At 36.9% G+C, this 22,191-nt stretch carries 25 protein-coding genes and 1 rRNA gene; 14 read left to right on the forward strand and 12 right to left on the reverse strand.

What is annotated here, in order from left to right:
• Positions 1–69 precede the first annotated feature (69 nt).
• Together CO726_RS23125 and galU are read left to right on the forward strand one after the other, a co-directional pair.
• The gene (locus CO726_RS23125) at positions 70–1,794 is read left to right on the forward strand and encodes a phospho-sugar mutase (protein WP_099685817.1); all 1,725 of its coding nucleotides are present in this window, start codon (positions 70–72) and stop codon (positions 1,792–1,794) included.
• Between the two features lie 108 nt (positions 1,795–1,902).
• Positions 1,903–2,790, forward strand: coding sequence for a UTP--glucose-1-phosphate uridylyltransferase GalU (gene galU, locus CO726_RS23130; protein ID WP_099685834.1), 888 nt, complete (start codon positions 1,903–1,905; stop codon positions 2,788–2,790).
• Positions 2,791–2,834: 44 nt separating this feature from the next.
• Here galU and CO726_RS23135 read toward each other — a convergent pair whose 3' ends face one another.
• Positions 2,835–3,428 (reverse strand): biotin transporter BioY, encoded by a 594-nt coding sequence (locus CO726_RS23135; protein ID WP_099685818.1) that lies wholly within the window; start codon positions 3,426–3,428, stop codon positions 2,835–2,837.
• Positions 3,429–3,478: 50 nt separating this feature from the next.
• A complete protein-coding gene (locus tag CO726_RS23140; RefSeq protein WP_099685819.1) occupies positions 3,479–4,222 on the reverse strand; it encodes a DUF3298 and DUF4163 domain-containing protein in 744 nt (247 codons plus the stop codon).
• Positions 4,223–4,317: 95 nt separating this feature from the next.
• Here CO726_RS23140 and CO726_RS23145 point away from each other — a divergent pair, with 95 nt between their 5' ends.
• The gene (locus CO726_RS23145) at positions 4,318–4,701 is read left to right on the forward strand and encodes a hotdog fold thioesterase (protein ID WP_001140610.1); all 384 of its coding nucleotides are present in this window, start codon (positions 4,318–4,320) and stop codon (positions 4,699–4,701) included.
• 39 nt (positions 4,702–4,740) lie between these two features.
• Here the strand turns inward: CO726_RS23145 and CO726_RS23150 are convergent, their stop codons facing one another.
• A complete protein-coding gene (locus CO726_RS23150) occupies positions 4,741–6,117 on the reverse strand; it encodes a glycine--tRNA ligase (protein WP_000287154.1) in 1,377 nt (458 codons plus the stop codon).
• Positions 6,118–6,464: 347 nt separating this feature from the next.
• On the reverse strand, positions 6,465–7,178 hold the full coding sequence (locus tag CO726_RS23160) for a DNA alkylation repair protein (RefSeq protein ID WP_099685820.1): 714 nt from the start codon (positions 7,176–7,178) through the stop codon (positions 6,465–6,467).
• Positions 7,179–7,295: 117 nt separating this feature from the next.
• Between CO726_RS23160 and CO726_RS23165 the strand changes: the two genes are divergently transcribed.
• Positions 7,296–7,763 (forward strand): hypothetical protein, encoded by a 468-nt coding sequence (locus CO726_RS23165; RefSeq protein WP_098759764.1) that lies wholly within the window; start codon positions 7,296–7,298, stop codon positions 7,761–7,763.
• 76 nt (positions 7,764–7,839) lie between these two features.
• On the opposite strand, the gene CO726_RS23170 is transcribed toward CO726_RS23165, so the two are convergent.
• Entirely contained in the window at positions 7,840–9,165 is a 1,326-nt protein-coding gene (locus tag CO726_RS23170; RefSeq protein WP_042875928.1) for an ArsB/NhaD family transporter, read from the reverse strand.
• 289 nt (positions 9,166–9,454) lie between these two features.
• Here CO726_RS23170 and kapD point away from each other — a divergent pair, with 289 nt between their 5' ends.
• Positions 9,455–10,078 (forward strand): 3'-5' exonuclease KapD, encoded by a 624-nt coding sequence (gene kapD, locus CO726_RS23175; RefSeq protein ID WP_000344316.1) that lies wholly within the window; start codon positions 9,455–9,457, stop codon positions 10,076–10,078.
• A 40-nt stretch (positions 10,079–10,118) separates the two neighbouring features.
• Here the strand turns inward: kapD and kapB are convergent, their stop codons facing one another.
• Positions 10,119–10,502 carry a kinase-associated lipoprotein KapB gene (kapB, locus tag CO726_RS23180; protein WP_099685821.1) on the reverse strand — a complete coding sequence of 128 codons (384 nt, stop codon included), beginning with the start codon at positions 10,500–10,502 and terminating at the stop codon, positions 10,119–10,121.
• Between the two features lie 166 nt (positions 10,503–10,668).
• Between kapB and CO726_RS31895 the strand changes: the two genes are divergently transcribed.
• Entirely contained in the window at positions 10,669–10,845 is a 177-nt protein-coding gene (locus CO726_RS31895) for a hypothetical protein (protein WP_000982763.1), read from the forward strand.
• 68 nt (positions 10,846–10,913) lie between these two features.
• Positions 10,914–11,459, forward strand: coding sequence for a superoxide dismutase [Cu-Zn] (gene sodC, locus CO726_RS23185; RefSeq protein ID WP_099685822.1), 546 nt, complete (start codon positions 10,914–10,916; stop codon positions 11,457–11,459).
• A gap of 83 nt (positions 11,460–11,542) precedes the next feature.
• On the opposite strand, the gene CO726_RS23190 is transcribed toward sodC, so the two are convergent.
• A complete protein-coding gene (locus tag CO726_RS23190) occupies positions 11,543–12,694 on the reverse strand; it encodes a MalY/PatB family protein (RefSeq protein WP_099685823.1) in 1,152 nt (383 codons plus the stop codon).
• A 117-nt stretch (positions 12,695–12,811) separates the two neighbouring features.
• Here CO726_RS23190 and CO726_RS23195 point away from each other — a divergent pair, with 117 nt between their 5' ends.
• Positions 12,812–13,063: a YugE family protein gene (locus CO726_RS23195; protein ID WP_099685824.1), complete on the forward strand. Its 252-nt coding sequence runs from the start codon at positions 12,812–12,814 to the stop codon at positions 13,061–13,063.
• Positions 13,064–13,092: 29 nt separating this feature from the next.
• Here the strand turns inward: CO726_RS23195 and CO726_RS23200 are convergent, their stop codons facing one another.
• Positions 13,093–13,932, reverse strand: coding sequence for an alpha/beta fold hydrolase (locus CO726_RS23200; protein ID WP_099685825.1), 840 nt, complete (start codon positions 13,930–13,932; stop codon positions 13,093–13,095).
• 109 nt (positions 13,933–14,041) lie between these two features.
• A complete protein-coding gene (locus CO726_RS23205; protein ID WP_099685826.1) occupies positions 14,042–15,034 on the reverse strand; it encodes a 2-hydroxyacid dehydrogenase in 993 nt (330 codons plus the stop codon).
• A 118-nt stretch (positions 15,035–15,152) separates the two neighbouring features.
• Between CO726_RS23205 and CO726_RS23210 the strand changes: the two genes are divergently transcribed.
• The 3 genes from CO726_RS23210 to yugI all read left to right on the forward strand — a co-directional run bounded on the left by CO726_RS23210 (position 15,153) and on the right by yugI (position 17,433).
• Positions 15,153–15,650: an Lrp/AsnC family transcriptional regulator gene (locus CO726_RS23210; RefSeq protein ID WP_136699829.1), complete on the forward strand. Its 498-nt coding sequence runs from the start codon at positions 15,153–15,155 to the stop codon at positions 15,648–15,650.
• Positions 15,647–16,837 carry an aminotransferase gene (locus CO726_RS23215; RefSeq protein WP_099685828.1) on the forward strand — a complete coding sequence of 397 codons (1,191 nt, stop codon included), beginning with the start codon at positions 15,647–15,649 and terminating at the stop codon, positions 16,835–16,837. The genes CO726_RS23210 and CO726_RS23215 overlap by 4 nt, the downstream gene beginning before the upstream one ends.
• 251 nt (positions 16,838–17,088) lie before the next feature.
• Positions 17,089–17,433, forward strand: coding sequence for a S1 domain-containing post-transcriptional regulator GSP13 (gene yugI, locus CO726_RS23220; RefSeq protein ID WP_000003769.1), 345 nt, complete (start codon positions 17,089–17,091; stop codon positions 17,431–17,433).
• 112 nt (positions 17,434–17,545) lie between these two features.
• Here yugI and CO726_RS23225 read toward each other — a convergent pair whose 3' ends face one another.
• A complete protein-coding gene (locus CO726_RS23225) occupies positions 17,546–17,779 on the reverse strand; it encodes a DUF378 domain-containing protein (RefSeq protein ID WP_099685829.1) in 234 nt (77 codons plus the stop codon).
• Positions 17,780–18,053: 274 nt separating this feature from the next.
• On the opposite strand from CO726_RS23225, the gene CO726_RS23235 reads away from it, so the two are divergent.
• Both CO726_RS23235 and CO726_RS23240 read left to right on the forward strand, forming a co-directional pair.
• Positions 18,054–19,406 (forward strand): glucose-6-phosphate isomerase, encoded by a 1,353-nt coding sequence (locus tag CO726_RS23235; RefSeq protein WP_099685830.1) that lies wholly within the window; start codon positions 18,054–18,056, stop codon positions 19,404–19,406.
• Between the two features lie 106 nt (positions 19,407–19,512).
• Positions 19,513–19,926, forward strand: coding sequence for a YugN-like family protein (locus CO726_RS23240; protein ID WP_136699830.1), 414 nt, complete (start codon positions 19,513–19,515; stop codon positions 19,924–19,926).
• Here CO726_RS23240 and CO726_RS23245 read toward each other — a convergent pair.
• The gene (locus tag CO726_RS23245; RefSeq protein WP_099685832.1) at positions 19,913–20,908 is read right to left on the reverse strand and encodes a potassium channel family protein; all 996 of its coding nucleotides are present in this window, start codon (positions 20,906–20,908) and stop codon (positions 19,913–19,915) included. The two genes, CO726_RS23240 and CO726_RS23245, sit on opposite strands and share 14 nt — an antisense overlap.
• A gap of 94 nt (positions 20,909–21,002) precedes the next feature.
• Positions 21,003–21,683 (reverse strand): MgtC/SapB family protein, encoded by a 681-nt coding sequence (locus tag CO726_RS23250; RefSeq protein ID WP_088098208.1) that lies wholly within the window; start codon positions 21,681–21,683, stop codon positions 21,003–21,005.
• A gap of 405 nt (positions 21,684–22,088) precedes the next feature.
• Here CO726_RS23250 and CO726_RS23260 point away from each other — a divergent pair.
• Positions 22,089–22,191 (forward strand): 16S ribosomal RNA (locus CO726_RS23260); the annotation flags it as partial.

Genomic DNA, 22,191 nt, shown 5'->3' on the forward strand with positions numbered 1-22,191 from the left:
AAAAAATATTGAGATACAGGTTGTTTTTTTCATATAATAAAGGTAGGACAAGCGAGAGGAGATAAAAATATGAATTGGAAACAAGAATTTAGTCGCTGGCTTTCGTATGCAGAGTTAGATGTAGAACTAAAAGAACAGTTAGAAAACATGAAGCAAGATGAGAAGAAAATCGAGGACAGTTTTTATAAAAACCTAGAGTTCGGTACAGGTGGTATGCGTGGTGAACTTGGCGCTGGTACGAACCGTTTGAACGTATATACAGTTCGTAAAGCGACACAAGGATTAGCGAAGTTTATTGAAAAATTAGGTGAAGAAGCGAAGAAGCGCGGTGTTGTTGTAGCGTATGATTCTCGTCATAAATCACCTGAATTCGCAATGGAAGTTGCTGCTACACTAGGTGCACACGGCATTACAACATATGTGTTTGAAAGTTTACGTCCAACGCCAGTGCTTTCTTTCGCAGTTCGTCATTTACATACAGTGAGTGGAATCGTTCTTACGGCAAGCCATAATCCGCCTGAATATAACGGTTATAAAGTATACGGTGAAGATGGTGGGCAGTTGCCTCCGAAAGAAGCTGATGAATTAATTAGCTACGTAAATGAAGTAGAAGATGAATTAACAGTTGAGGTTGCTGATGTGGAGCAATTAAAAGCTGACGGTTTATTACATATTATTGGACAAGAAGTAGATGATGCATATGCTGCAGAATTGAACAATGTCATTATTAATAAAGAAATGGTGCAAAAGGTTGGGAAAGATTTAAAAATCGTCTTTACACCACTACACGGAACATCCAATATTTCTGTACGCCGTGGTTTAGAGGAAGTTGGATTTACAGATGTAACAGTTGTAAAAGAGCAAGAGTTACCAGATCCGAACTTCTCTACAGTGAAATCACCGAACCCAGAAGAGCATGCAGCGTTTGAGTATGCAATTCGTGACGGTGAGAAGGTAGGCGCAGATGTGTTAATTGCAACGGATCCTGACGCAGACCGTCTTGGCGTAGCAGTTCGTAATCACGATGGTGAGTTCCAAGTATTAACTGGTAACCAAACAGGTGCATTAATGCTTGATTACTTACTATCTCAAAAGAAAGAAAACGGAACGCTTCCAGAGAACGGTGTTGTATTAAAAACAATCGTAACGTCTGAAATTGGCCGTACAATCGCGAAAGCATACGGTTTAGATACAGTTGATACGTTAACTGGATTTAAATTTATCGGTGAGAAAATTAAACAGTATGAAGAAAGCGGACAATACGAATTTCAATTCGGTTATGAGGAAAGCTATGGTTATTTAATCCGTCCATTCTGCCGTGATAAAGATGCAGTACAATCTGTTCTATTTGCATGTGAAGTAGCTGCATACTACAAATCACAAGGTAAAACGTTATACGATGGTCTATTAGAAGTATTTGAAAAATACGGTTTCTTCCGTGAAGATCTTGTATCGTTAACGCTAAAAGGAAAAGATGGAGCGGAACAAATCCAAGAAATGATGGCAACATTCCGTGAAAATCCTCCGAAAGAAGTAGCGGGCTTAACAGTTGTAGCAGTTGAAGACTATAAAGCGAGCATCGTTACATCTTTACAAGATGGACATAAAGAAGAGATTCACTTACCGAAATCAAATGTGTTAAAATATCAATTAGAAGATGGTTCTTGGTTCTGCCTACGTCCATCTGGAACTGAACCGAAGATCAAGTTCTACTTCGGTGTTCAAGATAATTCTTTACAAAATAGTGAACAAAAGTTACTTACTATTAAAGAAGATATTATGAATCGTTTATAATATAAAGTAATTTTAAGTAGTAGGGAACAAAAGGGAGGCTTTACTCCCTTTTGTTCTATGTAAGGAAATAATCGTTATTGATTCTGACAGAAGAGAGGGTATTTTGTGATGAAAAGAGTAAGAAAAGCGATAATCCCAGCAGCTGGATTAGGAACACGTTTTTTACCAGCTACAAAAGCAATGCCAAAAGAAATGTTACCGATAGTAGATAAACCAACTATCCAATACATTGTAGAAGAAGCAGTAAAATCAGGAATCGAAGATATTATTATCGTTACTGGTAAAACGAAGCGCTCTATTGAAGATCATTTTGATAATGCATTTGAGTTAGAGCAAAACTTATTAGAAAAGAAAAAGTATGAGTTACTTGAAAAAGTACAGGCTTCTTCAAAAATGGTAGATATTCATTATATCCGTCAAAAAGAACCAAAAGGATTAGGTCACGCTGTTTGGTGTGCACGTAAATTCATTGGTGATGAGCCATTTGCTGTTTTATTAGGTGATGATATCGTTCAAGCTGAAAAGCCATGTTTACGTCAATTAATTGAAGAATATGATAAAACGCTTTCTTCTGTTATTGGTGTACAAACGGTTCCAGAAGAAGAAACACACCGTTATGGAATTATCGACCCATTAGAGCAAGAAGGACGTCGTTACCAAGTTCGCAATTTCGTTGAGAAACCAGCAGCAGGTACAGCACCTTCAAACTTAGCAATTATGGGACGTTACGTCTTAACACCTGAAATCTTCATGTTCTTAGAACAGCAACATGTTGGTGCTGGTGGTGAAATCCAGTTAACTGATGCGATTCAAAGCTTAAACGAAATTCAACGTGTATTCGCTTACGATTTCGAAGGAAAGCGCTACGATGTAGGTGAAAAGTTAGGATTCGTTCAAACGACAATCGAAATGGCCCTGCAACACCCAGAATTACGTGATGACATGGTTGTAATGATGAAGAAAATTTTAGAAGAGCAAACGAACCAAGAATCTTAATATAAAAAAAGAGTTATTTCAGTACGCTGAAATAACTCTTTTTGTTATGAAATCGTCGAATGAGAATGTTGATAAGCGGAACGACGTACAGCATAGTATATGCGAGGTGCGATAATAGCACCGATAATTGTAAACACAATATCTTTTACTGCGAACCACATCATAATCATCCAAGCTGTTTTATAGCTCATATTACCACCCATAAAGAGATTGACTGCCCCGTACATGTAAGTAGTACCGATAATATACGTTAAAATGATTCCTGTGAACGAAGCAATTGCAAATGTACTAAATTTTGGTTTTTCCTTTTGTTCTACTAGTTTTCCTGATACGTAAGCAACGATAATAAATGCGATAATAAAACCACCAGTAGGATCTAAAAGTGCTCCAAATCCCGCTTTGAAGTTAGCGAAGATTGGTGCACCTGCTACTCCAACAAGCATGTAAACAGTCATTGATAATGCACCAAGTCTACTTCCAAGAAGAAGCCCTGCTAAAATTGCGAAAAATGGTTGCATAGATAATGGGATGCCCGCCACTTGTAGGAATGGGGCCCAAGATACAATATTTGCACCAATAGCCATAAGAGCAACGAACATGGCAGCTAATGCTAAATCTAAAACATGAAATCTTCTCATAATGTTAACCTCCTGTTGTTTTTAGGTTAACATTATCGTAGCGAAAATATTTACTTGTTGTCAATCAAAATATTTTGATAAGAAGGCTTCAAATACTCTCTTAGCAATGTATACGGAATACGAAATTGCGGAATTCCGCTTGAATAAGGAGCAATCTCATATAAAGGGAAATAAATGACGAGATTGTTAGGTTCTAAAAAGAAGTGGAACTTTTTCGCGCTCATGACTTTTTCAGTTGCATCGGGAAAATAAATACTTTCATTTTGTTTAATTTGCCTTACAATCTCAGCACGGATTACTTCTTTATATTTATCTTCTTGTTGAAATAAATCTTCTAAGTGTAGTAACTTTTTTTCGTTTAAATCGAATGTGTTTGCCTTCCACGTATAAAGGCCGTGTGCTCCGCCTGTATATTGATAGTAATTCACATATAGACTGAGAAAAGGTGGTTTATTTAAGGAGACTTTATAATCAACGTTCCCTACATACGGATGAAATGGTGTACTAGATCCTTCTGTTTCTTTATAATATTTTTTTGCGTCTTTTTCTAATTTATTTTTAAATTTTTCAGTAGATTTTTTGTAATAGAAATTGAGCTTATTTTGGAACTTAGAATCAGAAAAGTTATGAAAAGAAGGCCTGTTAATTTGATATTCTATATAAGGTTTCTTACCTTTTTGCGTGACAGTCTGAACATCGATTGTCAGGTTGGATGCTTTGGCTGCTAGTGCACAATTTGGTACAATAGTCAGCAAGGAGAACATAAGCAATAGTATACAAAATTTCTGTTTCATTTAGGTGAAACCTCCTTATATAAGTGTTATAAGTAGTTTGAAAGTAAATAGGTAAAATTATACATTTAATTAAAGTAAGAGAAGGGGGAAACGATATGGCAAAAACTTTAATGGATTCACTTGGAATTGAGTTGTTAGAGATGACAGAAGATAAGGTGGTTGCTACGATGCCTGTTGATGAGCGTACGCATCAGCCGTTTGGCTTTTTACACGGTGGTGCATCTGTTGCATTAGCAGAAACAGTGGCAAGTGTTGGTTCATACAATTTAATTGATCAAGAGAAATGCATCTGTTTCGGTCTAGAAATTAATGCAAATCATATTCGCTCAAAGAAAGATGGAATTGTAACAGCGATCGGAACACCGATACATAGAGGGCATTCAACGATGGTTTGGGATGTGCGTATCATTGATGAGAATGATGATTTACTATGCATATCAAGATGTACAGTAGCAATTAAAGAAAAACGTGAAAAGTAAAAAAGAGGCGCTCTTATGAGCAGCCTCTTTTTCTTATAATTAGAACTGGATTTTCTTTTCTAAGAAACCTTTTAGTTCGCTAATTGGCATACGAACTTGTTCCATTGTGTCACGGTCACGTACTGTAACAGCTTTGTCTTCAACTGAGTCAAAGTCATAAGTGATACAGAATGGTGTACCAATTTCGTCTTGACGACGGTAACGTTTACCGATAGAACCAGTTTCGTCAAAGTCTACCATGAAGTCTTTAGCTAGTTCTGCGAATACTTCAGTAGCACCTTCAGATAGCTTTTTAGATAATGGTAAGATAGCTGCTTTGTATGGTGCTAAAGCAGGATGGAAACGAAGAACCGTACGAGAATCGTTTTCTAATTGCTCTTCTTCATATGCATCACATAAGAATGCTAATGTTACGCGGTCAGCACCTAAAGATGGCTCGATGCAGTACGGTACGTAACGCTCATTCGTTTGTGGATCGATATAGTTAAAGTCTTCGTTTGAGTGTTCCATGTGACGTTTTAAATCGAAATCTGTACGAGATGCAACGCCCCATAGTTCGCCCCAACCGAATGGGAATTTGAATTCAATATCAGTTGTTGCGTTACTGTAGTGAGATAACTCCTCTTCACCGTGGTCACGAAGACGCATGCTTTCTTCAGTCATACCAAGTGAAAGTAACCAGTTCTTACAAGTCTCACGCCAGAATGCGAACCACTCTAAATCTTCACCAGGCTTACAGAAGAATTCAAGTTCCATTTGTTCGAATTCACGTGTACGGAATGTGAAGTTACCAGGCGTGATTTCGTTACGGAAGCTCTTACCGATTTGGCCAATACCAAATGGAAGTTTTTTACGCATAGAGCGTTGTACGTTTTTGAAGTTTACGAAAATACCTTGTGCTGTTTCAGGACGAAGGAAGATTTCGTTCGTGCTAGACTCTGTAACACCTTGGAATGTTTTGAACATTAAGTTGAACTGACGGATTTCAGTGAATTCTTCACTACCGCAATCAGGACATTTTACTTCATGTTCTTTCATTAAGTCAGCCATTTGGTCGAAAGTAAGACCATCAACAACCATTTCGATGCCTTTTGCATCTAATGCATCTTCAATTAATTTGTCAGCACGGTGACGCGCTTTACATTTTTTACAGTCGATCATTGGATCGTTGAAGTTACCAACGTGACCAGAAGCGATCCAAGTTTTTGGGTTCATTAAAATAGCTGCGTCTAAACCAACGTTGTATGGAGATTCTTGAATGAATTTTTTCCACCAAGCTTTTTTAACGTTATTTTTTAATTCGATTCCAAGTGGACCGTAATCCCAAGTGTTTGCAAGACCACCGTAAATTTCAGAACCAGGGAAAACAAAACCGCGATGTTTCGCTAAGTTTACAACTTGTTCCATTGAATACATAATAAAATCCTCCTTTTGAAAGTTAACGTATTGGCGATGACGTGCTCAGGTAACTTGTGAAACGAGCAGTATATGCTTTAAAAAACATAAAAAAACGCTCATCCCAAGGCTTAATTGCCTAGGGACGAGCGTTTGCCCGCGGTTCCACCCTAGTTGATACACAAAAGGTGCATCCACTTTATCACGTATTGCTCGAGACTGCCGTTTCCTTGCGGCTTCAGGCTTTCACTATCCCTGAATCGCTTTTTGTGCAAGTACTTATAAGTCCGTCATCGCTACTTATATTAATAATAATGAACATATTCTAACACGTTCTTTTTTAAATCTCAATAGAGGAACGCGTCTATCTATGATAGAGTCTCACCTATTTTTTCGTTATTTATTCCGTAATTTTGTTTAATGTGCTTAATTGCTTCACGCCTGCTGAGCGGGGCAAGCTCGTTATTTTGCACGTATTCCCAAACGACACCGGGCTTTGTTTTTGCATATTCACGAAGGACCCAGCCGATCGCTTTTTGAATGAAAAATTCTTTTGAAGAATGTAGTTGTCCAATCATCCAGAAAAGAAGTTCTTCATCCATCTTTTGTTTATATTTTAGCTGGAACAAAATAGCTGCGCGTTGTAACCATATGTTGTCGGATGCAATCCATTTTGGAATATAGGCAGAAATCAATTCCGGATGTTTTAAAAAGATATCGCCTAAAAATGTAGGGACGATGCTATCAACAGTGTCCCACCAAGATTTTGTTACAATGAGTTCTTCTAAGAAGGGGATATGAGTTTCGTTTATATGTTTTTTATATTTTTGCATAATATCAAGTGCGGCTGCTTGAAATTCACGTTCTGGTAAGTCCCAAAGCTCACGCACGATAATTTGGAAGTCTTTTTGATCTGGGAGAGTATGTATTTGAATGACATCTTTTAATAATTGTCTTCTCTCGGGAGTTTGAATGCCGAGAAATGGGAAATGGTTTTTCATATAACGTGCCATCGGTTCTGCTTTTTCAGGATTTTGATGAGCTGTAAAATGCTCTTGTAGTGCTTTTACAAATGGATGCATCGGTTGTTCTCCTCTCTTATTATCTTACTCCTATTATTATACAGAGAGTTTGGATAAATTTTAAAACATAACTTGCCATGGAATGAAATATGTTGAAAGTAGAGAGGAGAGGATAAGATGGAAGATCAAGGCATACTAGCAGGTTTCTTTGCTCTTAGTTTTGCGTTTATTCTTGTTATATTGATTTGGGCAGTTATTGCGTATTTGTTAACGGCTTTTGCACTGTATACGATGGCGAAAAATGATGGTGCAACGGATGGTGTTCTTGCATTTATTCCTTTTGTAAATAGTAAGATATGGGGCGATTTAGCGAAAGACAAATTACCCGATTTCTTGAAAGAAGAAGCAGGATGGAAAGTATTCGGTATATATGTCGCATGTTTCATTTTTAATTTCGTACCAATTCTATATTTAATAGCAACAGCTGTATCACTTGTATTGTCTATTTATCTCATTTACGCTATCTTAGACAGATATGGAACGAACTCTATATTATTTACGATTATTCATGTAATCACATTTTCAGTGTTCTTGCCAATTCATTTGTTCATTATTCGAAATGAGCCGGTAAGGTATAACGAGTAGGTTTGTTATTTTTTGTTGATATATTTTAAATATGTGTAATGAAAAAAGCGCCCTGTTTATTTGGGCGCTTTTTCTACTACATAAGGTAGCGTACATAAATATAAATATGAGAAATGATTAATGAAACAATCATAATTGGGAAACCGACTTTAAGGAAGTCCATGTAGCTAAACTTATGTCCTTCGCGGCTTGCGATACCTGCGACAATTACGTTAGCTGAAGCTCCGATTAATGTTCCGTTTCCGCCCAGACAAGCACCTAATGCTAATGCCCACCATAATACGTCGATTTGTGCGTCAGAAGGTGATAAACCTAGCCCAACTGCCATATCGTTAATAAGTGGGATCATTGTTGCAACGAATGGAATGTTATCAATTGTTGCAGAGGCGATACCAGATACCCATAAAATAAGGATAGATGCGTAAGAAATATCTCCGCCCGTTATGCCAATTACTTTTTGAGCTAACATTTTGATAAGACCGATATCGATAAGTCCTCCAACGAGTACGAATAATCCTGCGAAGAAGAAGATTGTTACCCATTCTACACTTGCGAATACCTCTTCAATTTCATGCTCTTTCACACCGATTAGCATAAGTACAGTAGCACCAGTTAAGGCGATGATAGCTGCATCAACATGGAAGATCGAATGAGTCATGAAACCTACGATTGTAAGTCCAAGTACTGTTAAAGATTTTTTCATTAATACTGGATCTTTAATGTATTGCTTTTCATCTAAACTCATTAATTTTTTAACTTGTACAGGATCAGCAATTAATTGTTTACGGTACATGAAGTAAAGTATTACTGCTGTCACTGCAATAATAATAATTACGATTGGCGCTAAGTTTAGCAAGAATGCATTGAAATCTAAATGCTTATTTGCAGAACCGATCATAATGTTAGGTGGATCACCAATTAATGTTGCTGTTCCCCCGATGTTTGAAAAAATAATTTCAGAAAGTAAATAAGGAACAGGATTTACTTGCAGTATGCGCGTAATAGATAAAGTAACTGGAACAACAAGAAGTACAGTTGTAACGTTATCTAAAAATGCGGAACCAAGCGCAGTAAGTAAGGAAAGGGAAATTAAAATTTTAATTGGATTTCCTTGCGCTCCTTTTGCTGCTTTAATGGCAACGTATTGGAAGACACCCGATTTACTCGTAATGTTCACCAAAATCATCATACCGATGAGTAGTGTAATCGTCCCCCATTCAATATGTTTCGTAAAGGCGTTGTGTAAATCAACGACCCCCATAATTACCATGAGTGCTGCACCAAGAAGTGCGATGACAGCACGATTGATTTTTTCAGAAATAATAATGGCATATGTAATTAAAAAGACTGCGATAGCAAAATAATACTGCCAGTTTGCGAGCTCTTGCGTTGTTTCGTGCAAAACTCTCATCTCCTTTCATTCACTTTTCTTAGTGTGTCAAAAATTAACTAGATGAAACACACATAACGTCATTATAAATTAGAGAAATGTCGGATGTAAATGAAAGGGCGTATTTTGTTATATTTTCTGCAACTGTTACTTTTTCTTATTTTTAAAAATATTTGCGGGCATTTGACATATATATAAGATACATCCAATCTGAATATTTAAAATGGAATTAGCATTCGAGCTTGTTCGTGTAGGAGTGTCAAATAGAAAGGAATGACAAAGATGATAAGGAAGGGATCGTATGGATGAACAACAATTTTTATTTTTGGATTTTGAGTTTACGATGCCCCAGCACAGAAAAAAACCAAAAGGATTTTTCCCGGAGATTATTGAGGTAGGACTCGTTTCGGTTGTCGGCTGTAAGGTAGAAGATACGTATTCAGCTCATGTTAGGCCGAAGACTTTTCCTTCTTTAACAGATCGATGTAAGAAATTTTTAGGAATTAAACAAGAAGTCGTAGATAAAGGAATTTCGTTTCCAGAACTCGTTGAAAAACTTGCAGAATATGAAAAGAGATGTAAGCCGACCATTGTTACGTGGGGAAATATGGATATGAAAGTGTTGAAGCATAATTGTGAAAAGGCGGGAGTAGACTTTCCGTTCTTAGGACAGTGTCGTGATTTATCACTGGAGTATAAGAAATTTTTTGGTGAACGAAATCAAACGGGATTGTGGAAAGCAATTGAGGCGTATGGAAAAGTAGGGACGGGTAAGCATCATTGTGCGCTAGATGATGCGATGACGACGTATAATATTTTTAAATTAGTAGAGAAAGATAAAGAATATTTAGTGAAACCAGCACCTCCAACATTAGGAGAACTCGTTGATTTTTCAAAAGTGTTAAAGAAAGTGAGTACACAGTAACGACCAAATTGCACAGTGTGTAATTTGGTCGTTTTGTTTTTTAAAGTTTGTAGTCTTTTCTTAACTGCTCTAATGTTTCTAGACTACGAACCGCAAAAGGTGAATCATCTTCAAAAAATGAATTCATTTGAGTTTCTAATGCTAATTTGAGTGACTCTGTATAATCTGGAATTTCTCCTTCATATTTCTTCACCATTTGCTCTGGAATGTTCGTCTGTTCACGGAAAGCTAAAGCACGTCTTTCATGGAAAAATGGTACGTCAGCTTGTTTTACGTTATGTAAGTCACCTTGCACCGGATGTTTTAAAACAGCTAATACTTTTACGACGTAACTGCCAGGACGGCTATTTGTAACTTCGCCGATGTATTTTCCAGTTTTATAAATACCAGTAACGATTTCGCCAATTTCAAATGTTTCTCTCATATTTTTCACCTCAAGTTTATAGTAAGGAAAGTAGGAGAAGGAGTCAAAGAAATCATTCGCTTTCGGAACGCCCACTTGAGAATATGAATCGGTTCAACTATAATTTAAATTGATATAACAGAAAATTCTGATGTTTTTTTGAATCCTATAATAAGGAGTGTTTGATATGATGCCTTTATATTTTCCGGAAGATAAAACAGAATACATTATTCCAGGGATTGTTTGCGTTCTATTTATCATTGGTGCCGTTGCTACGTGGCGTATGTTCATTCGTGTATCAAAACGAGAAGCGGAGCGATTGCAGAAAGTTGAAGAAAAACTTTTAGCGGAAAAGAAACAGTAACTCATTTTTGTATGTTTCCCTCTATGCTCGGACAATCTAAGGGCAGAATATATTTTGGAGGGAATCGAATGAAAAAACGGCTTTTTTTTAGTTGTTGTTGTTGTTTATTATTTCTGATGGCAGGTTGTGACCAAGGAAAGCCGAAAGAAATTGACGTGAAATTACATAATGCTTCTGGTGATGAAGTGGCGACTGCGAAAGTAGTGCAGCAAACAAGCGGAGTGAAAATTACGATTAAAGGGGAAGGTTTCGCACCTGGCCCGCACGGCATACATGTACACGAAATTGGTGAGTGTAAAGCACCACGTTTTGAATCATCTGGGAATCATTTTAATCCTGATAATAAAAAGCATGGACTTCTTAATCCAAAGGGGGCAGAAAACGGTGATTTACCGAACGTAATTGCAGACGGTACTGGAAAGATTAAAGCGGAAATCGATGCGCCGCATATAACGCTGGAAGAAGGAAAAACGACGATTCATAGAAAAGATGGAGCATCTATTATTATTACAGAAAACGCTGATGATGGTATGACACAACCGACAGGGAAATCCGGTGATCGAATTGCTTGTGGTGTCATTGTAAAAAAAGCGTCGGATATGAAGAAGAAGTAAAAGCTACCGTGCATGGTAGCTTTTTTTGTGAGACGTAGTTGAAAAGATATTGATACAGGAAGTTGTCCAAACCTCTTTTCTTATTATGAAAACGAATGGCGCAGTCTATTTAAAATTTCTTCTAAAACAGATCTTGGACAGCCGATGTTAATTCGAATATGTTCTTCTCCGCCTAATCCGTATTTCTCACCAGGCTCAACGATAATTTTCCCTTTTTCCTCAAGTAATGTGGTGCGCTCATTTTGAGAAAGCTGTAGGCGAGAGCAATCAATCCATAATAAAAAGCTACCTTCTGGCTTCGTTACAGAAAGAGCAGGTATGTGATCTTTAATATATTCACAAGCGAATTGAGCGTTATCTTCTATATATAATCGAATTTCATTTAGCCAATCGTTACATTCTGTATAGGCACTTTGCATCGCTGTATAGGCGAATAGATTTAATCCGTGGAAGCCTTGTCTATATTGGATCGATGTAAAGGTTTGACGGAGTTTTTCGTTTGGAATGATAATAATCGATGCTTGTAATCCCGCGATATTAAATGTTTTACTCGGAGCCATACAAGTAATCGTGCGCGCTGCTAATTCTTCAGATAAGGAAGCGAACGGTGTATGTGTATGGTCTGCGTAAATAATATCGGAATGAATTTCATCCGCGATAACGATTACATTATATTTTGTACATAACGCGCCAAGCTGTGTGAGTTCCCCTTTTGACCAAACGCGCCCGATTGGATTGTGAGGGCTACAAAGAAGCATGAGTTTGACGCCTTGTTGAAATTGCTTTTCTAAATGCTTAAAGTCTATCGTATATGTATCATTTTGTTTCTGTAATGGACTTACGCATAATTGTCTGTTGTTTGTTGTGACCATTTCGAAAAATGGGGGATAAATAGGTGGTTGTACAAGAACGGATTCATTTTCCTTTGTGAAGGCCTGTATGCTCGTACTAAGAGCTGGAACGATTCCCGCGCTAAAGACAATCCATTCTTTTTGAATATCCCAGTTGTACTGTTTTTTGGTCCAGTTACAAATAATATCTCCAATATTTTCGGGAGGAAGTGTATAGCCGAAAATAGGATGCTCGACACGTTTCTTTAAAGCAGTTTGAATTGGTTGTGGTACTTCAAAATCCATATCAGCAATCCAAGCATGGATAAGTTCTTCGTTTTTATATGTATCCCATTTTATACTATGCGTTCCACGTCGATTGACTGTTTTATGAAATAGTTGCATAAGTTTGCCCCCTTCTTCTGTAAAACCGTTAAGTTATGAAAGTTCTCTCTCTTCTTATAGAATAGCTGATGTGATAGGATAAAGAAAAGTATTAAAAAGTGAAAAGGCGGGAAGCGAATGGGTACATATGAAAAGATGATAGAGGTTGTGAAGAATTGGGATCCGTTTCAAATGGGACCGGAGTTTTATGAAACAGAAGCGAGCGATGTTGTGAACGTCGCAAGTGTGTTTGATGATCCAAAATACATCGCAAAGAAGATTCAACATATATACTTTATGTCTTTTGAGGAAGTACCTGCGCTTGAAAAATGTGAGAAGTTAGCTGTGGAATTACTTGTAGTAAAAGAAGGCGGAAGTTGTTCATTGTAGGCTGTCGGAATTTCCGACAGCCTTTCACATTATTGCGCAGAAAAAGCGATGATTTCTTCATAAACGTGTTCAGGTTTTTCTTCAGGTAGTAAATGCCCTGTGTTTTCGTAAGAAATAAATTTCGAATTCGGTAAATCTTTGTGTAGACGATGACCTACATGTACAGGGACGACGCGATCCTTTTCACCCCAAATGAGTAGTGTAGGTGTTTCGATTTTTTGTAATTCAGTTGAAGATAAGTCACCTTCACGGTCTCGTATCATACGAGTTAAAGCGGGGAATATACGATTGTCATAAAAAGGAGCGGAGTAACCTTCCTTCATTTCGTCGTCAATTAATGAGTGGTCATGAACGACATTCATTAAGTTATGAACGATTCCGCGCCGTATAATCCAGTTCTTTACGTATAAATGAAAGAACGGTAAATAAGAAGAATACAGTAAAGGCAAAGTTGCGCGTGCTAAATAGCTAGAGCTACATAGTAAAATTGTCTTTGAGATTAATTCAGGACGTATACGGTTTACATAAAGAGAAATTTGCCCACCCATAGAATGCCCAACTAACACAATATTTGAGAGAGATAAGTGTTCAATTAAATCAATAATAATCGTTGCTAAATTGTGATAAGAATACTTAAACAGATGAGACTTATCACTTTTTCCGAACGGTGGTAAATCAAGAGCAATGACTGTCCCTTCTTTCGATAGTAAAGGAATAAGACGGCGGTAACTGAATGAGGAAGATAAGAAGCCGTGAACGAGTACGAAAGTAGGACGTTCCGTTTTATTATTATGTTCATACAATTCGTAATGAACCGTCGTGCCGCGAGTGGAAAAAGTGAAATAAGGACAAGTATATTCGTGATTCATTTTTTGTCACTCCATTGATTTTTGTTCATATCATCTCCAAGGAAGAAAAAAATATGTTAACAAAAAAAGGCAAGATGACGATGTCATCTTGCCTTTCGCTTATTCATTATTATCTGCGAACAATATTAGGCGGTGTTTTTCCTTGTAACCCTGCAACTAAATTTTCAGCGGCTGTCATAGCCATTTGCTGCCTAGTTTTTAATGTTGCAGATCCGATGTGCGGTAAAGTCACAACATTTTGTAATGATAAGAGTGGATTATCTTTTTGAATTGGCTCTTGTGTAAAAGTATCGATGCCTGCTGCAAAGATTTTCTTTTCTGTTAACGCATGGATTAACGCTTCTTCATCTACTGTTTTCCCGCGAGAAGCATTAATGAAGATAGCTGTTTCTTTCATTAATGAAAATTCCTTTTCTCCGATAAGATGATACGTTTCATCTGTTAATGGAGTAAGAAGAACAATAAAGTCAGCCTGTTTGAGTAGCGTCTGTAAATCGCAATATGTAGCATCGAATTTTTGCTCTGCTTCTTCTTTACGGCGACGGTTATAATAAAGGACATTCATATCAAATCCGAATTTTGCTCGTTTTGCAACGGCTTCTCCGATTCGGCCCATTCCGATAATCCCAATTGTACTATGGTGTACATCTAGGCCAAAGTGCTCTTTTCCAATTTCGGCATTCCATTCGCCATTTTTTACGTAGGAGTCGAGTTCACAAACACGACGACCAGCAGATAACATCAGGGCGAAAACGAGGTCAGCTACTGTATCATCTAGTACGTATGGTGTATTTGTTCCGATGACATTGCGCTTTTCCATCGCTTGTAAATCAAAATTATCGTAACCGACAGAAATGTTGCTCACTACTTTTAAGTTAGGAGCCGCCTCCAATAATTCTTCATTAATAGCAGATCCAAAATTTAATAAACCATCTTTATCTTGTATTTTCTCCAATAGAACATCACGAGGTACCTTCTCATTTTGCTCCCATTTCTCATAATCACAGTGCTTTGATAAATAGTTTTCTACAAATGTTGGAACTGGTTCAGCAATATAAATTTTTGGTTTCACGGTTCCATCCCCTTTCGCTTTATCACGCATTTTTCCGATGATTAAAGTTACACCTTATTTTGACATAATTCACTAAAAAAATCTTCTTTTCAAACTGGAAACGGTATTTGTATAATTTAGACACAAACGAAAAGAAAGGATGATTTATATGGTGACAGAAAAAGAATTAGAATTATTAGCTTGTCTTGAAAAAAGTAGTCAATTATCTGTAGATACATTAGCGAAGCTGTTAAATATAGAAGTAGAAGAAGTAAAGAAAATGGTTGAAAAATTAGAAGCGGAAAAGATTATCGTGGATTATGTCACACATATTGATTGGACGAAGGTGAAAGAACATACAGGCTTAACGGCGATGATCGATGTGAAAGTTACGCCAAAGCACGGCGTTGGATTCGATGCGGTTGCTGAACAAATTTATCGTTATTCAGAAGTAAAGTCTGTGTATTTAATGTCAGGGACATACGATCTTTCTATTACATTAGAAGGAAAGACAATGGGAGAAGTAGCGATGTTTGTTTCTGAGAAATTAGCAACAATTGAATCTGTCGTTTCTACGACAACGCATTTCATTTTGAAAAAGTATAAGCATGAGGGAATTATTTATGAAAAAAACGATGATGATAAGCGAATTGTGGTGACACCATGAAGCAATTTGAACTATCTAGAGCGGCAGAATCTTTACAACCATCTGGTATTCGAAAGTTTTTCGATTTAGCAGCAAATATGAAAGGTGTTATTTCCCTTGGAGTAGGAGAGCCTGACTTTGTTACACCTTGGAACGTGAGGCAAGCATGTATCCGTTCTTTAGAACAAGGATATACGTCATATACAGCAAATGCAGGATTATTGGAGCTCCGTCAAGAAATAGCAAAGTATCTAAAAAAACAATTTGCAGTATCTTATGATCCAAACGATGAAATCATTGTTACAGTTGGAGCAAGTCAGGCGTTAGATGTAGCGATGCGCGCCATTATAAATCCTGATGATGAAGTACTCATTATTGAACCAAGTTTCGTTTCTTATGCACCGCTTGTGACATTAGCTGGAGGAGTTCCGGTTCCTGTGGCGACTACTTTAGAAAATGAGTTTAAAGTACAACCAGAACAAATTGAAGCAGCCATTACAGCGAAAACAAAGGCAATTTTACTTTGTTCACCAAATAACCCAACAGGTGCGATGTTAAATAAACTTGAGCTTGAAGAAATAGCAGTGATTGTTGAGAAATACAATTTAATCGTATTATCTGATGAAATTTATGCAGAGCTTGTATACGACGAAGCATATACAAGTTTCGCGAGTATTAAAAATATGCGCGAGCATACGATTTTAATTTCAGGATTTTCAAAAGGATTTGCGATGACAGGATGGCGCCTCGGTATGATTGCAGCTCCTCTTCATTTTTCAGAATTAATGCTCAAAATTCACCAATATTCCATGATGTGTGCACCGACGATGTCTCAGTTCGCAGCACTTGAAGCGTTACGCGCGGGGAATGATGAAGTAATTCGGATGAGAGATAGTTATAAGAAACGCCGTTATTTTATGACGACATCTTTCAATGAAATGGGATTAACGTGTCATGTGCCGGGCGGAGCATTTTATGTCTTCCCTTCTATTTCTTCAACTGGACTATCTTCGGCGGAATTTGCAGAACAGTTATTATTAGAAGAAAAGGTGGCTGTTGTACCTGGAAGTGTATTTGGCGGGAGTGGTGAAGGATTTATTCGTTGTTCGTATGCAACATCGCTTGAACAACTTATGGAAGCAATGAAGAGAATGGAACGGTTTATAGAAAATAAAAAAAGGACAAAACATAATACGTTTTGTCCATAAAAGGGGGGGAATACTAGAAAGCCATGTGTTAGTATTCTATCCCAATATTAGAAAATTATACGTACTCTAGGAAATTTTTCGTTAATTTTGAATGAGTTCTGTCATAGTGGTATAATTTACTAATATAAGGTATGCATATCCTGAGTAGCTTTACTTAGGGTACGTACTAACTAATCGGATATTTAACAATAAATCATCTGCTTTACTATCTACAATTGTAGAGAAAATGGTAACGTATGGGAGTGTTTCATATGTCAGAACAATATACAACTGGAGTGGTTGTAACAGGGAAAGTGACTGGGATTCAAGATTACGGAGCATTTGTAGCGTTAGATGCAGAAACACAAGGGCTTGTGCATATATCTGAAATTACAAATGGATATGTAAAGGATATTCATGACTTTTTAAAAGTCGGCGATACAGTAGAAGTAAAAGTACTTTCAATTGATGAAGAACACAGAAAAATGAGTTTATCGTTAAAAGCGGCGAGAAGAAAACAAGGGCGAATCCTTATACCGAATCCATCTGAGAACGGATTTAATACGCTGCGAGAAAAGCTAACCGAATGGATTGAAGAGTCCGAGTTAACAAAGTAAAAGAGGAGCGCATATGAGCGTTCCTCTTTTACTTTGTCTTATGATATATATTTGCAAATATGATTGCATGCAATCATATTCGTATGTCGGAGGTGAAGTAAAGACATACCGACTAGCGAATTTCGTTCGTTTCTGGGTGAGTGCTAAGATTTTCTGATGGTTTAAAGAGTAAACCAAGATTGATAAGCCCAGAAATACCGACGATGCCGTAAATAATACGTGCGAGAGCTGAGTTTTGCCCACCAAAAATGGCTGCCACTAAGTCAAACTGGAAGAACCCGATTAGTCCCCAGTTCACAGCACCAATTACAGTAAAGACTAATGCGATACGTTGCAGAGTACTCATGAAAAAGCCCCCCTTAATTGTGAAGCATAAGCAAGCTATGAGTTAATTAACTCTTTTATAGAATGGTGTAGTTATGTTGTTTTTATACATAAAAAATGTTTGAAATAGGATGTATATACATCTATACCGAAAAATGCGAATTTTTATGCAAAAAATGAACTTTTTCTAAAAAATATATATTGGTTACGTTTACAATGGTTGAATCGCTTGATTTACAACTTCAGTTTCGCTAAAGTGAATACAGAAATACATATCCATAATTGGAGGGAAAAAGATGAGTACACATGTAACGTTCGACTATTCTAAAGCGTTATCCTTCATCGGTGAACATGAAATCACTTATTTACGTGATGCAGTGAAAGTAACACATCACGCAATCCACGAAAAAACTGGAGCTGGGAACGATTTCCTTGGGTGGGTAGACCTTCCGCTTCAATATGACAAAGAAGAATTCGTTCGCATTCAAAAATGCGCAGAAAAAATTAAAAATGACTCTGACATTTTACTTGTTGTAGGTATCGGTGGTTCTTACTTAGGGGCACGTGCAGCAATCGAAATGTTAAACCATTCTTTCTACAACACGCTTTCTAAAGAACAACGTAAAACTCCACAAGTGCTATTTGTTGGACAAAACATTAGCTCCACTTACATGAAAGATTTAATGGATGTATTAGAAGGTAAAGACTTCTCTATTAACGTTATTTCCAAATCAGGTACAACAACAGAGCCAGCACTAGCATTCCGTATTTTCCGTAAATTATTAGAAGAGAAATATGGAAAAGAAGCAGCTCGCAAACGTATTTATGCAACTACAGATAAAGCACGTGGTGCATTAAAAACATTAGCTGATAATGAAGGTTACGAAACATTCGTCATTCCAGATGATGTTGGAGGACGTTTCTCTGTATTAACGCCAGTTGGTTTATTACCAATCGCAGTAAGTGGCTTAAATATTGAAGAGATGATGAAAGGTGCAGCTGCTGGCCATGATGACTTCGGAACATCAGAACTAGAAGAAAACCCAGCTTACCAATACGCAGTAGTTCGTAACGCCTTATACAATAAAGGAAAAACAATTGAAATGCTTGTTAACTATGAGCCAGCACTTCAATACTTCGCTGAGTGGTGGAAACAGTTATTTGGTGAAAGTGAAGGAAAAGATCAAAAAGGTATTTTCCCATCTTCAGCAAACTTCTCAACTGACTTACACTCATTAGGTCAATACGTTCAAGAAGGTCGTCGTGACTTATTTGAAACAGTTCTGAAAGTAGGTAAATCTACACATGAACTAAAAATCGAATTAGAAGACAACGATTTAGATGGATTAAACTACCTTGCTGGTGAAACTGTAGACTTCGTAAACACAAAAGCATACGAGGGTACATTACTTGCACATAGCGATGGTGGAGTACCAAACTTAATCGTAAATATCCCTGAATTAAATGAGTACACATTCGGTTACCTTGTATACTTCTTTGAAAAAGCATGTGCGATGAGCGGCTATTTATTAGGTGTAAATCCATTTGACCAACCAGGAGTAGAAGCATACAAGAAAAACATGTTTGCTTTACTTGGTAAACCAGGATTTGAAGAGTTAAAAGCAGAATTAGAAGAGCGTTTAAAATAATAAAAAGCGACCGATTCCGGTCGCTTTTTATTATTTTATCGAAAAGTCCATCAGTATATTCAAACTAGAGTGGGTATGCTAAAGAAAAAGTCTAGGAGGGATGGGCTTGATTCAAATTCAATCAAATTTAGAAGGACGTACATATGCGTTATATAAGTTAGAAGAGGTTATGAACCCACTTGGATATAGCATTGGTGGCAATTGGGATTATGATAAAGGATGCTTTGATTATAAAATCGATGAAGAAGATGGTTATCAATTTTTACGAGTGCCATTTACAGCGGTGAACGGCGAATTAGATGTGCCTGGCGTAATCGTCCGTCTTGAAACGCCGTATATTCTTTCGCACGTATATCAAGACGAACTAGATGATCATGTTAATACTTTAACGGCTGGTACGAGTGGAATAGATCAATTTGCTGAGCCGAAAGATCCAGATGGAGATGTAAAAAGAAAATATATCAATATTGGGAAAGTGCTTATTCAGGAACTAGAAAAACATTTTCTTAATGGTGAATAACAATGAGTATGTCGCTCTCAATGAGAACAAAGGAATGTACTGGATTAATCATAAATTGTTCGTCACGCTTTATACCTAGTAAGAGAATATTTTGCTTTAAAAGAGTATAACTGCAATTTGCAAAAGTTTGTCCGGTGTAGGACGGAGGAAGCTCCATCAGTTGTAATTTATTATCAGAGATTTCATCATAAAGTGAGAATAGTACACCTGAAATGGAAGGAAATAAAAGAGAAGCTGTAAATACATAGCTCGTTAATTTATTTCCTTCTATAATTTCTGATGCACCAGCTCTCGTTGCATTTTGTATTTGTTCAGAAGTAAGAAGTTCAGCGATGCAGTGAATGTTTGGATTGAGCCCTTTTGCAGTTAAAATATTTAAAATGGACTGTGTATCTGCTAAGCTTTCATTTTTTTCTTTATCAGCTGTTATTAATATAGTGTGGGCTGTTGTAATGTTAGCTTTTAATAAAGTTTGATCGTGATGGGGGCACCCCTTTATGAATTCTAAATGATGAAATGGTTTTGGAAGTAAAGAAAGTGTTTCATCAATTAAAACGATATCAAGGTTCGGTTGTAAAACGTGCATTTGTTTTACAACATGTTTTGCCCGTTCGTTCCAGCCGACAATAATCATATGACCGTTAGAAGTTGCAGCTTCTTCTCCTTTAACTTTCATATATTGTTTATTAATCATATCAGTGGCGAATAGAACCATATAATAAGAACAAAAACCGGTTCCAAATAAAATAATACCCATACCGATAAGTTTGCCTATTAGTGTATACGGGGCAAAGTCACCATAGCCAACAGTGAAAATTGTAACGATTGACCACCAAATTCCATCAAACCATGTTGTAAAGTGTGATGGCTCTAATCTATGTATAAGAAAGCCAGAAAAAACAGTAAGTACAACAATAAAGGAAATTAAACGAAAAATAATGGAATCACGAAATGTATCTACTAAATTTGGGCGGGATTTCAAACTCTTATTCCTCCTTATTTTGCAGGACTACATTCATTGTTACCATTATAGAAAAAAGAAAAACTCTCTAATTTAAAAGAGAGTTTGTTTTACATTACATACTTTCCACTTCAGTTTGTTGAACACTTTCAAGATGCTGGAGAGCGTAGTAAACATCAGCAGTATGTCTTTTTTGATCGATAGATAACTTCAAATGTAAATAGTGCGAGCCATTCTCCAATGTTTTGAGCTTCATATTCTTAACTTTTATATCCATTTCTTTTATTTCTTCAATTACAATTGGGATATTGTCCATATTTCGCACAACAAGTTTTACCGCGATATCACGTTGGCGAAATGATCTTGGTCCTACAAATTTCATTGTTAATGGTATAAGTTCGACACTAATCATAAGGAAACACATCCCGAAAATGGCTTCGATATAGAATCCGGCCCCAACAGCAATACCAATACCGGAAGCACCCCAGATCATAGCAGCAGTCGTTAATCCGGCAATACTATCATTTCCTCTACGTAAAATAACACCGGCACCTAAAAAACCGATTCCTGATACAATTTGAGCGGCAAGTCGAAGGGGATCCATATTCATATGATCGGTATGTGGTAAATTGTAAGCCGCTTTAATAGAAACAATCGTCAGGAGGCAACTAATGATAGAAATAACTAAACAAGTTTTTAAACCAAGTGGTTTACGTTTTAATTCGCGCTCTAAACCGATAGCGAATCCTAAAATAGCCGAGAGACCTAGTTTGATTAATAAATCGGTATAGTCCATATATATTCCTCCTTGTATGATATGGTATATGAATAAAACATTTATTATAGAAAGAAACGCTTTTTGATAGAGTAACTTTATATAGAATATATGTAGGAATTGCTCATACATGAAAGAGATATTTCGTTTAAGTATATGATATAAAAAAAGAAATGTAGTTAATTTAAAAAAAGTTTTCAAAAGGTGTTGCATTTCATTTTTCTGCATGATATATTAATAACCGTCGCTGATGCGAAAATGCAGAAAACGACAAAAAAAGAAATTAAAAAACTTAGTTGACATCGAAAAACGAAGATGTTAACATAAGGAAGTCGCAAATGAGCGACGAAGTAGTTCTTTGAAAACTGAACGAAACAAACAACGTGAAACGTCAATTTTTATTTTTAGATGCTAGACAAACTAACTTTATTGGAGAGTTTGATCCTGGCTCAGGATGAACGCTGGCGGCGTGCCTAATACATGCAAGTCGAGCGAATGGATTAAGAGCTTGCTCTTATGAAGTTAGCGG

Source organism: Bacillus fungorum, assembly GCF_002746455.1.
GTDB classification, from domain to species: domain Bacteria; phylum Bacillota; class Bacilli; order Bacillales; family Bacillaceae_G; genus Bacillus_A; species Bacillus_A fungorum.

What these genes read in the sequence shown, in the direction of transcription:
- CO726_RS23125 (WP_099685817.1), top strand. Translation starts at nt 70, where the DNA reads ATGAATTGGAAACAAGAATTTAGTCGCTGGCTTTCGTATGCAGAGTTA.
- galU (WP_099685834.1), top strand. Translation starts at nt 1,903, where the DNA reads ATGAAAAGAGTAAGAAAAGCGATAATCCCAGCAGCTGGATTAGGAACA.
- CO726_RS23135 (WP_099685818.1), bottom strand. Translation starts at nt 3,428, where the DNA reads ATGAGAAGATTTCATGTTTTAGATTTAGCATTAGCTGCCATGTTCGTT.
- CO726_RS23140 (WP_099685819.1), bottom strand. Translation starts at nt 4,222, where the DNA reads ATGAAACAGAAATTTTGTATACTATTGCTTATGTTCTCCTTGCTGACT.
- CO726_RS23145 (WP_001140610.1), top strand. Translation starts at nt 4,318, where the DNA reads ATGGCAAAAACTTTAATGGATTCACTTGGAATTGAGTTGTTAGAGATG.
- CO726_RS23150 (WP_000287154.1), bottom strand. Translation starts at nt 6,117, where the DNA reads ATGTATTCAATGGAACAAGTTGTAAACTTAGCGAAACATCGCGGTTTT.
- CO726_RS23160 (WP_099685820.1), bottom strand. Translation starts at nt 7,178, where the DNA reads ATGCATCCATTTGTAAAAGCACTACAAGAGCATTTTACAGCTCATCAA.
- CO726_RS23165 (WP_098759764.1), top strand. Translation starts at nt 7,296, where the DNA reads ATGGAAGATCAAGGCATACTAGCAGGTTTCTTTGCTCTTAGTTTTGCG.
- kapD (WP_000344316.1), top strand. Translation starts at nt 9,455, where the DNA reads ATGGATGAACAACAATTTTTATTTTTGGATTTTGAGTTTACGATGCCC.
- kapB (WP_099685821.1), bottom strand. Translation starts at nt 10,502, where the DNA reads ATGAGAGAAACATTTGAAATTGGCGAAATCGTTACTGGTATTTATAAA.
- CO726_RS31895 (WP_000982763.1), top strand. Translation starts at nt 10,669, where the DNA reads ATGATGCCTTTATATTTTCCGGAAGATAAAACAGAATACATTATTCCA.
- sodC (WP_099685822.1), top strand. Translation starts at nt 10,914, where the DNA reads ATGAAAAAACGGCTTTTTTTTAGTTGTTGTTGTTGTTTATTATTTCTG.
- CO726_RS23190 (WP_099685823.1), bottom strand. Translation starts at nt 12,694, where the DNA reads ATGCAACTATTTCATAAAACAGTCAATCGACGTGGAACGCATAGTATA.
- CO726_RS23195 (WP_099685824.1), top strand. Translation starts at nt 12,812, where the DNA reads ATGGGTACATATGAAAAGATGATAGAGGTTGTGAAGAATTGGGATCCG.
- CO726_RS23200 (WP_099685825.1), bottom strand. Translation starts at nt 13,932, where the DNA reads ATGAATCACGAATATACTTGTCCTTATTTCACTTTTTCCACTCGCGGC.
- CO726_RS23205 (WP_099685826.1), bottom strand. Translation starts at nt 15,034, where the DNA reads ATGCGTGATAAAGCGAAAGGGGATGGAACCGTGAAACCAAAAATTTAT.
- CO726_RS23210 (WP_136699829.1), top strand. Translation starts at nt 15,153, where the DNA reads ATGGTGACAGAAAAAGAATTAGAATTATTAGCTTGTCTTGAAAAAAGT.
- CO726_RS23215 (WP_099685828.1), top strand. Translation starts at nt 15,647, where the DNA reads ATGAAGCAATTTGAACTATCTAGAGCGGCAGAATCTTTACAACCATCT.
- yugI (WP_000003769.1), top strand. Translation starts at nt 17,089, where the DNA reads ATGTCAGAACAATATACAACTGGAGTGGTTGTAACAGGGAAAGTGACT.
- CO726_RS23225 (WP_099685829.1), bottom strand. Translation starts at nt 17,779, where the DNA reads ATGAGTACTCTGCAACGTATCGCATTAGTCTTTACTGTAATTGGTGCT.
- CO726_RS23235 (WP_099685830.1), top strand. Translation starts at nt 18,054, where the DNA reads ATGAGTACACATGTAACGTTCGACTATTCTAAAGCGTTATCCTTCATC.
- CO726_RS23250 (WP_088098208.1), bottom strand. Translation starts at nt 21,683, where the DNA reads ATGGACTATACCGATTTATTAATCAAACTAGGTCTCTCGGCTATTTTA.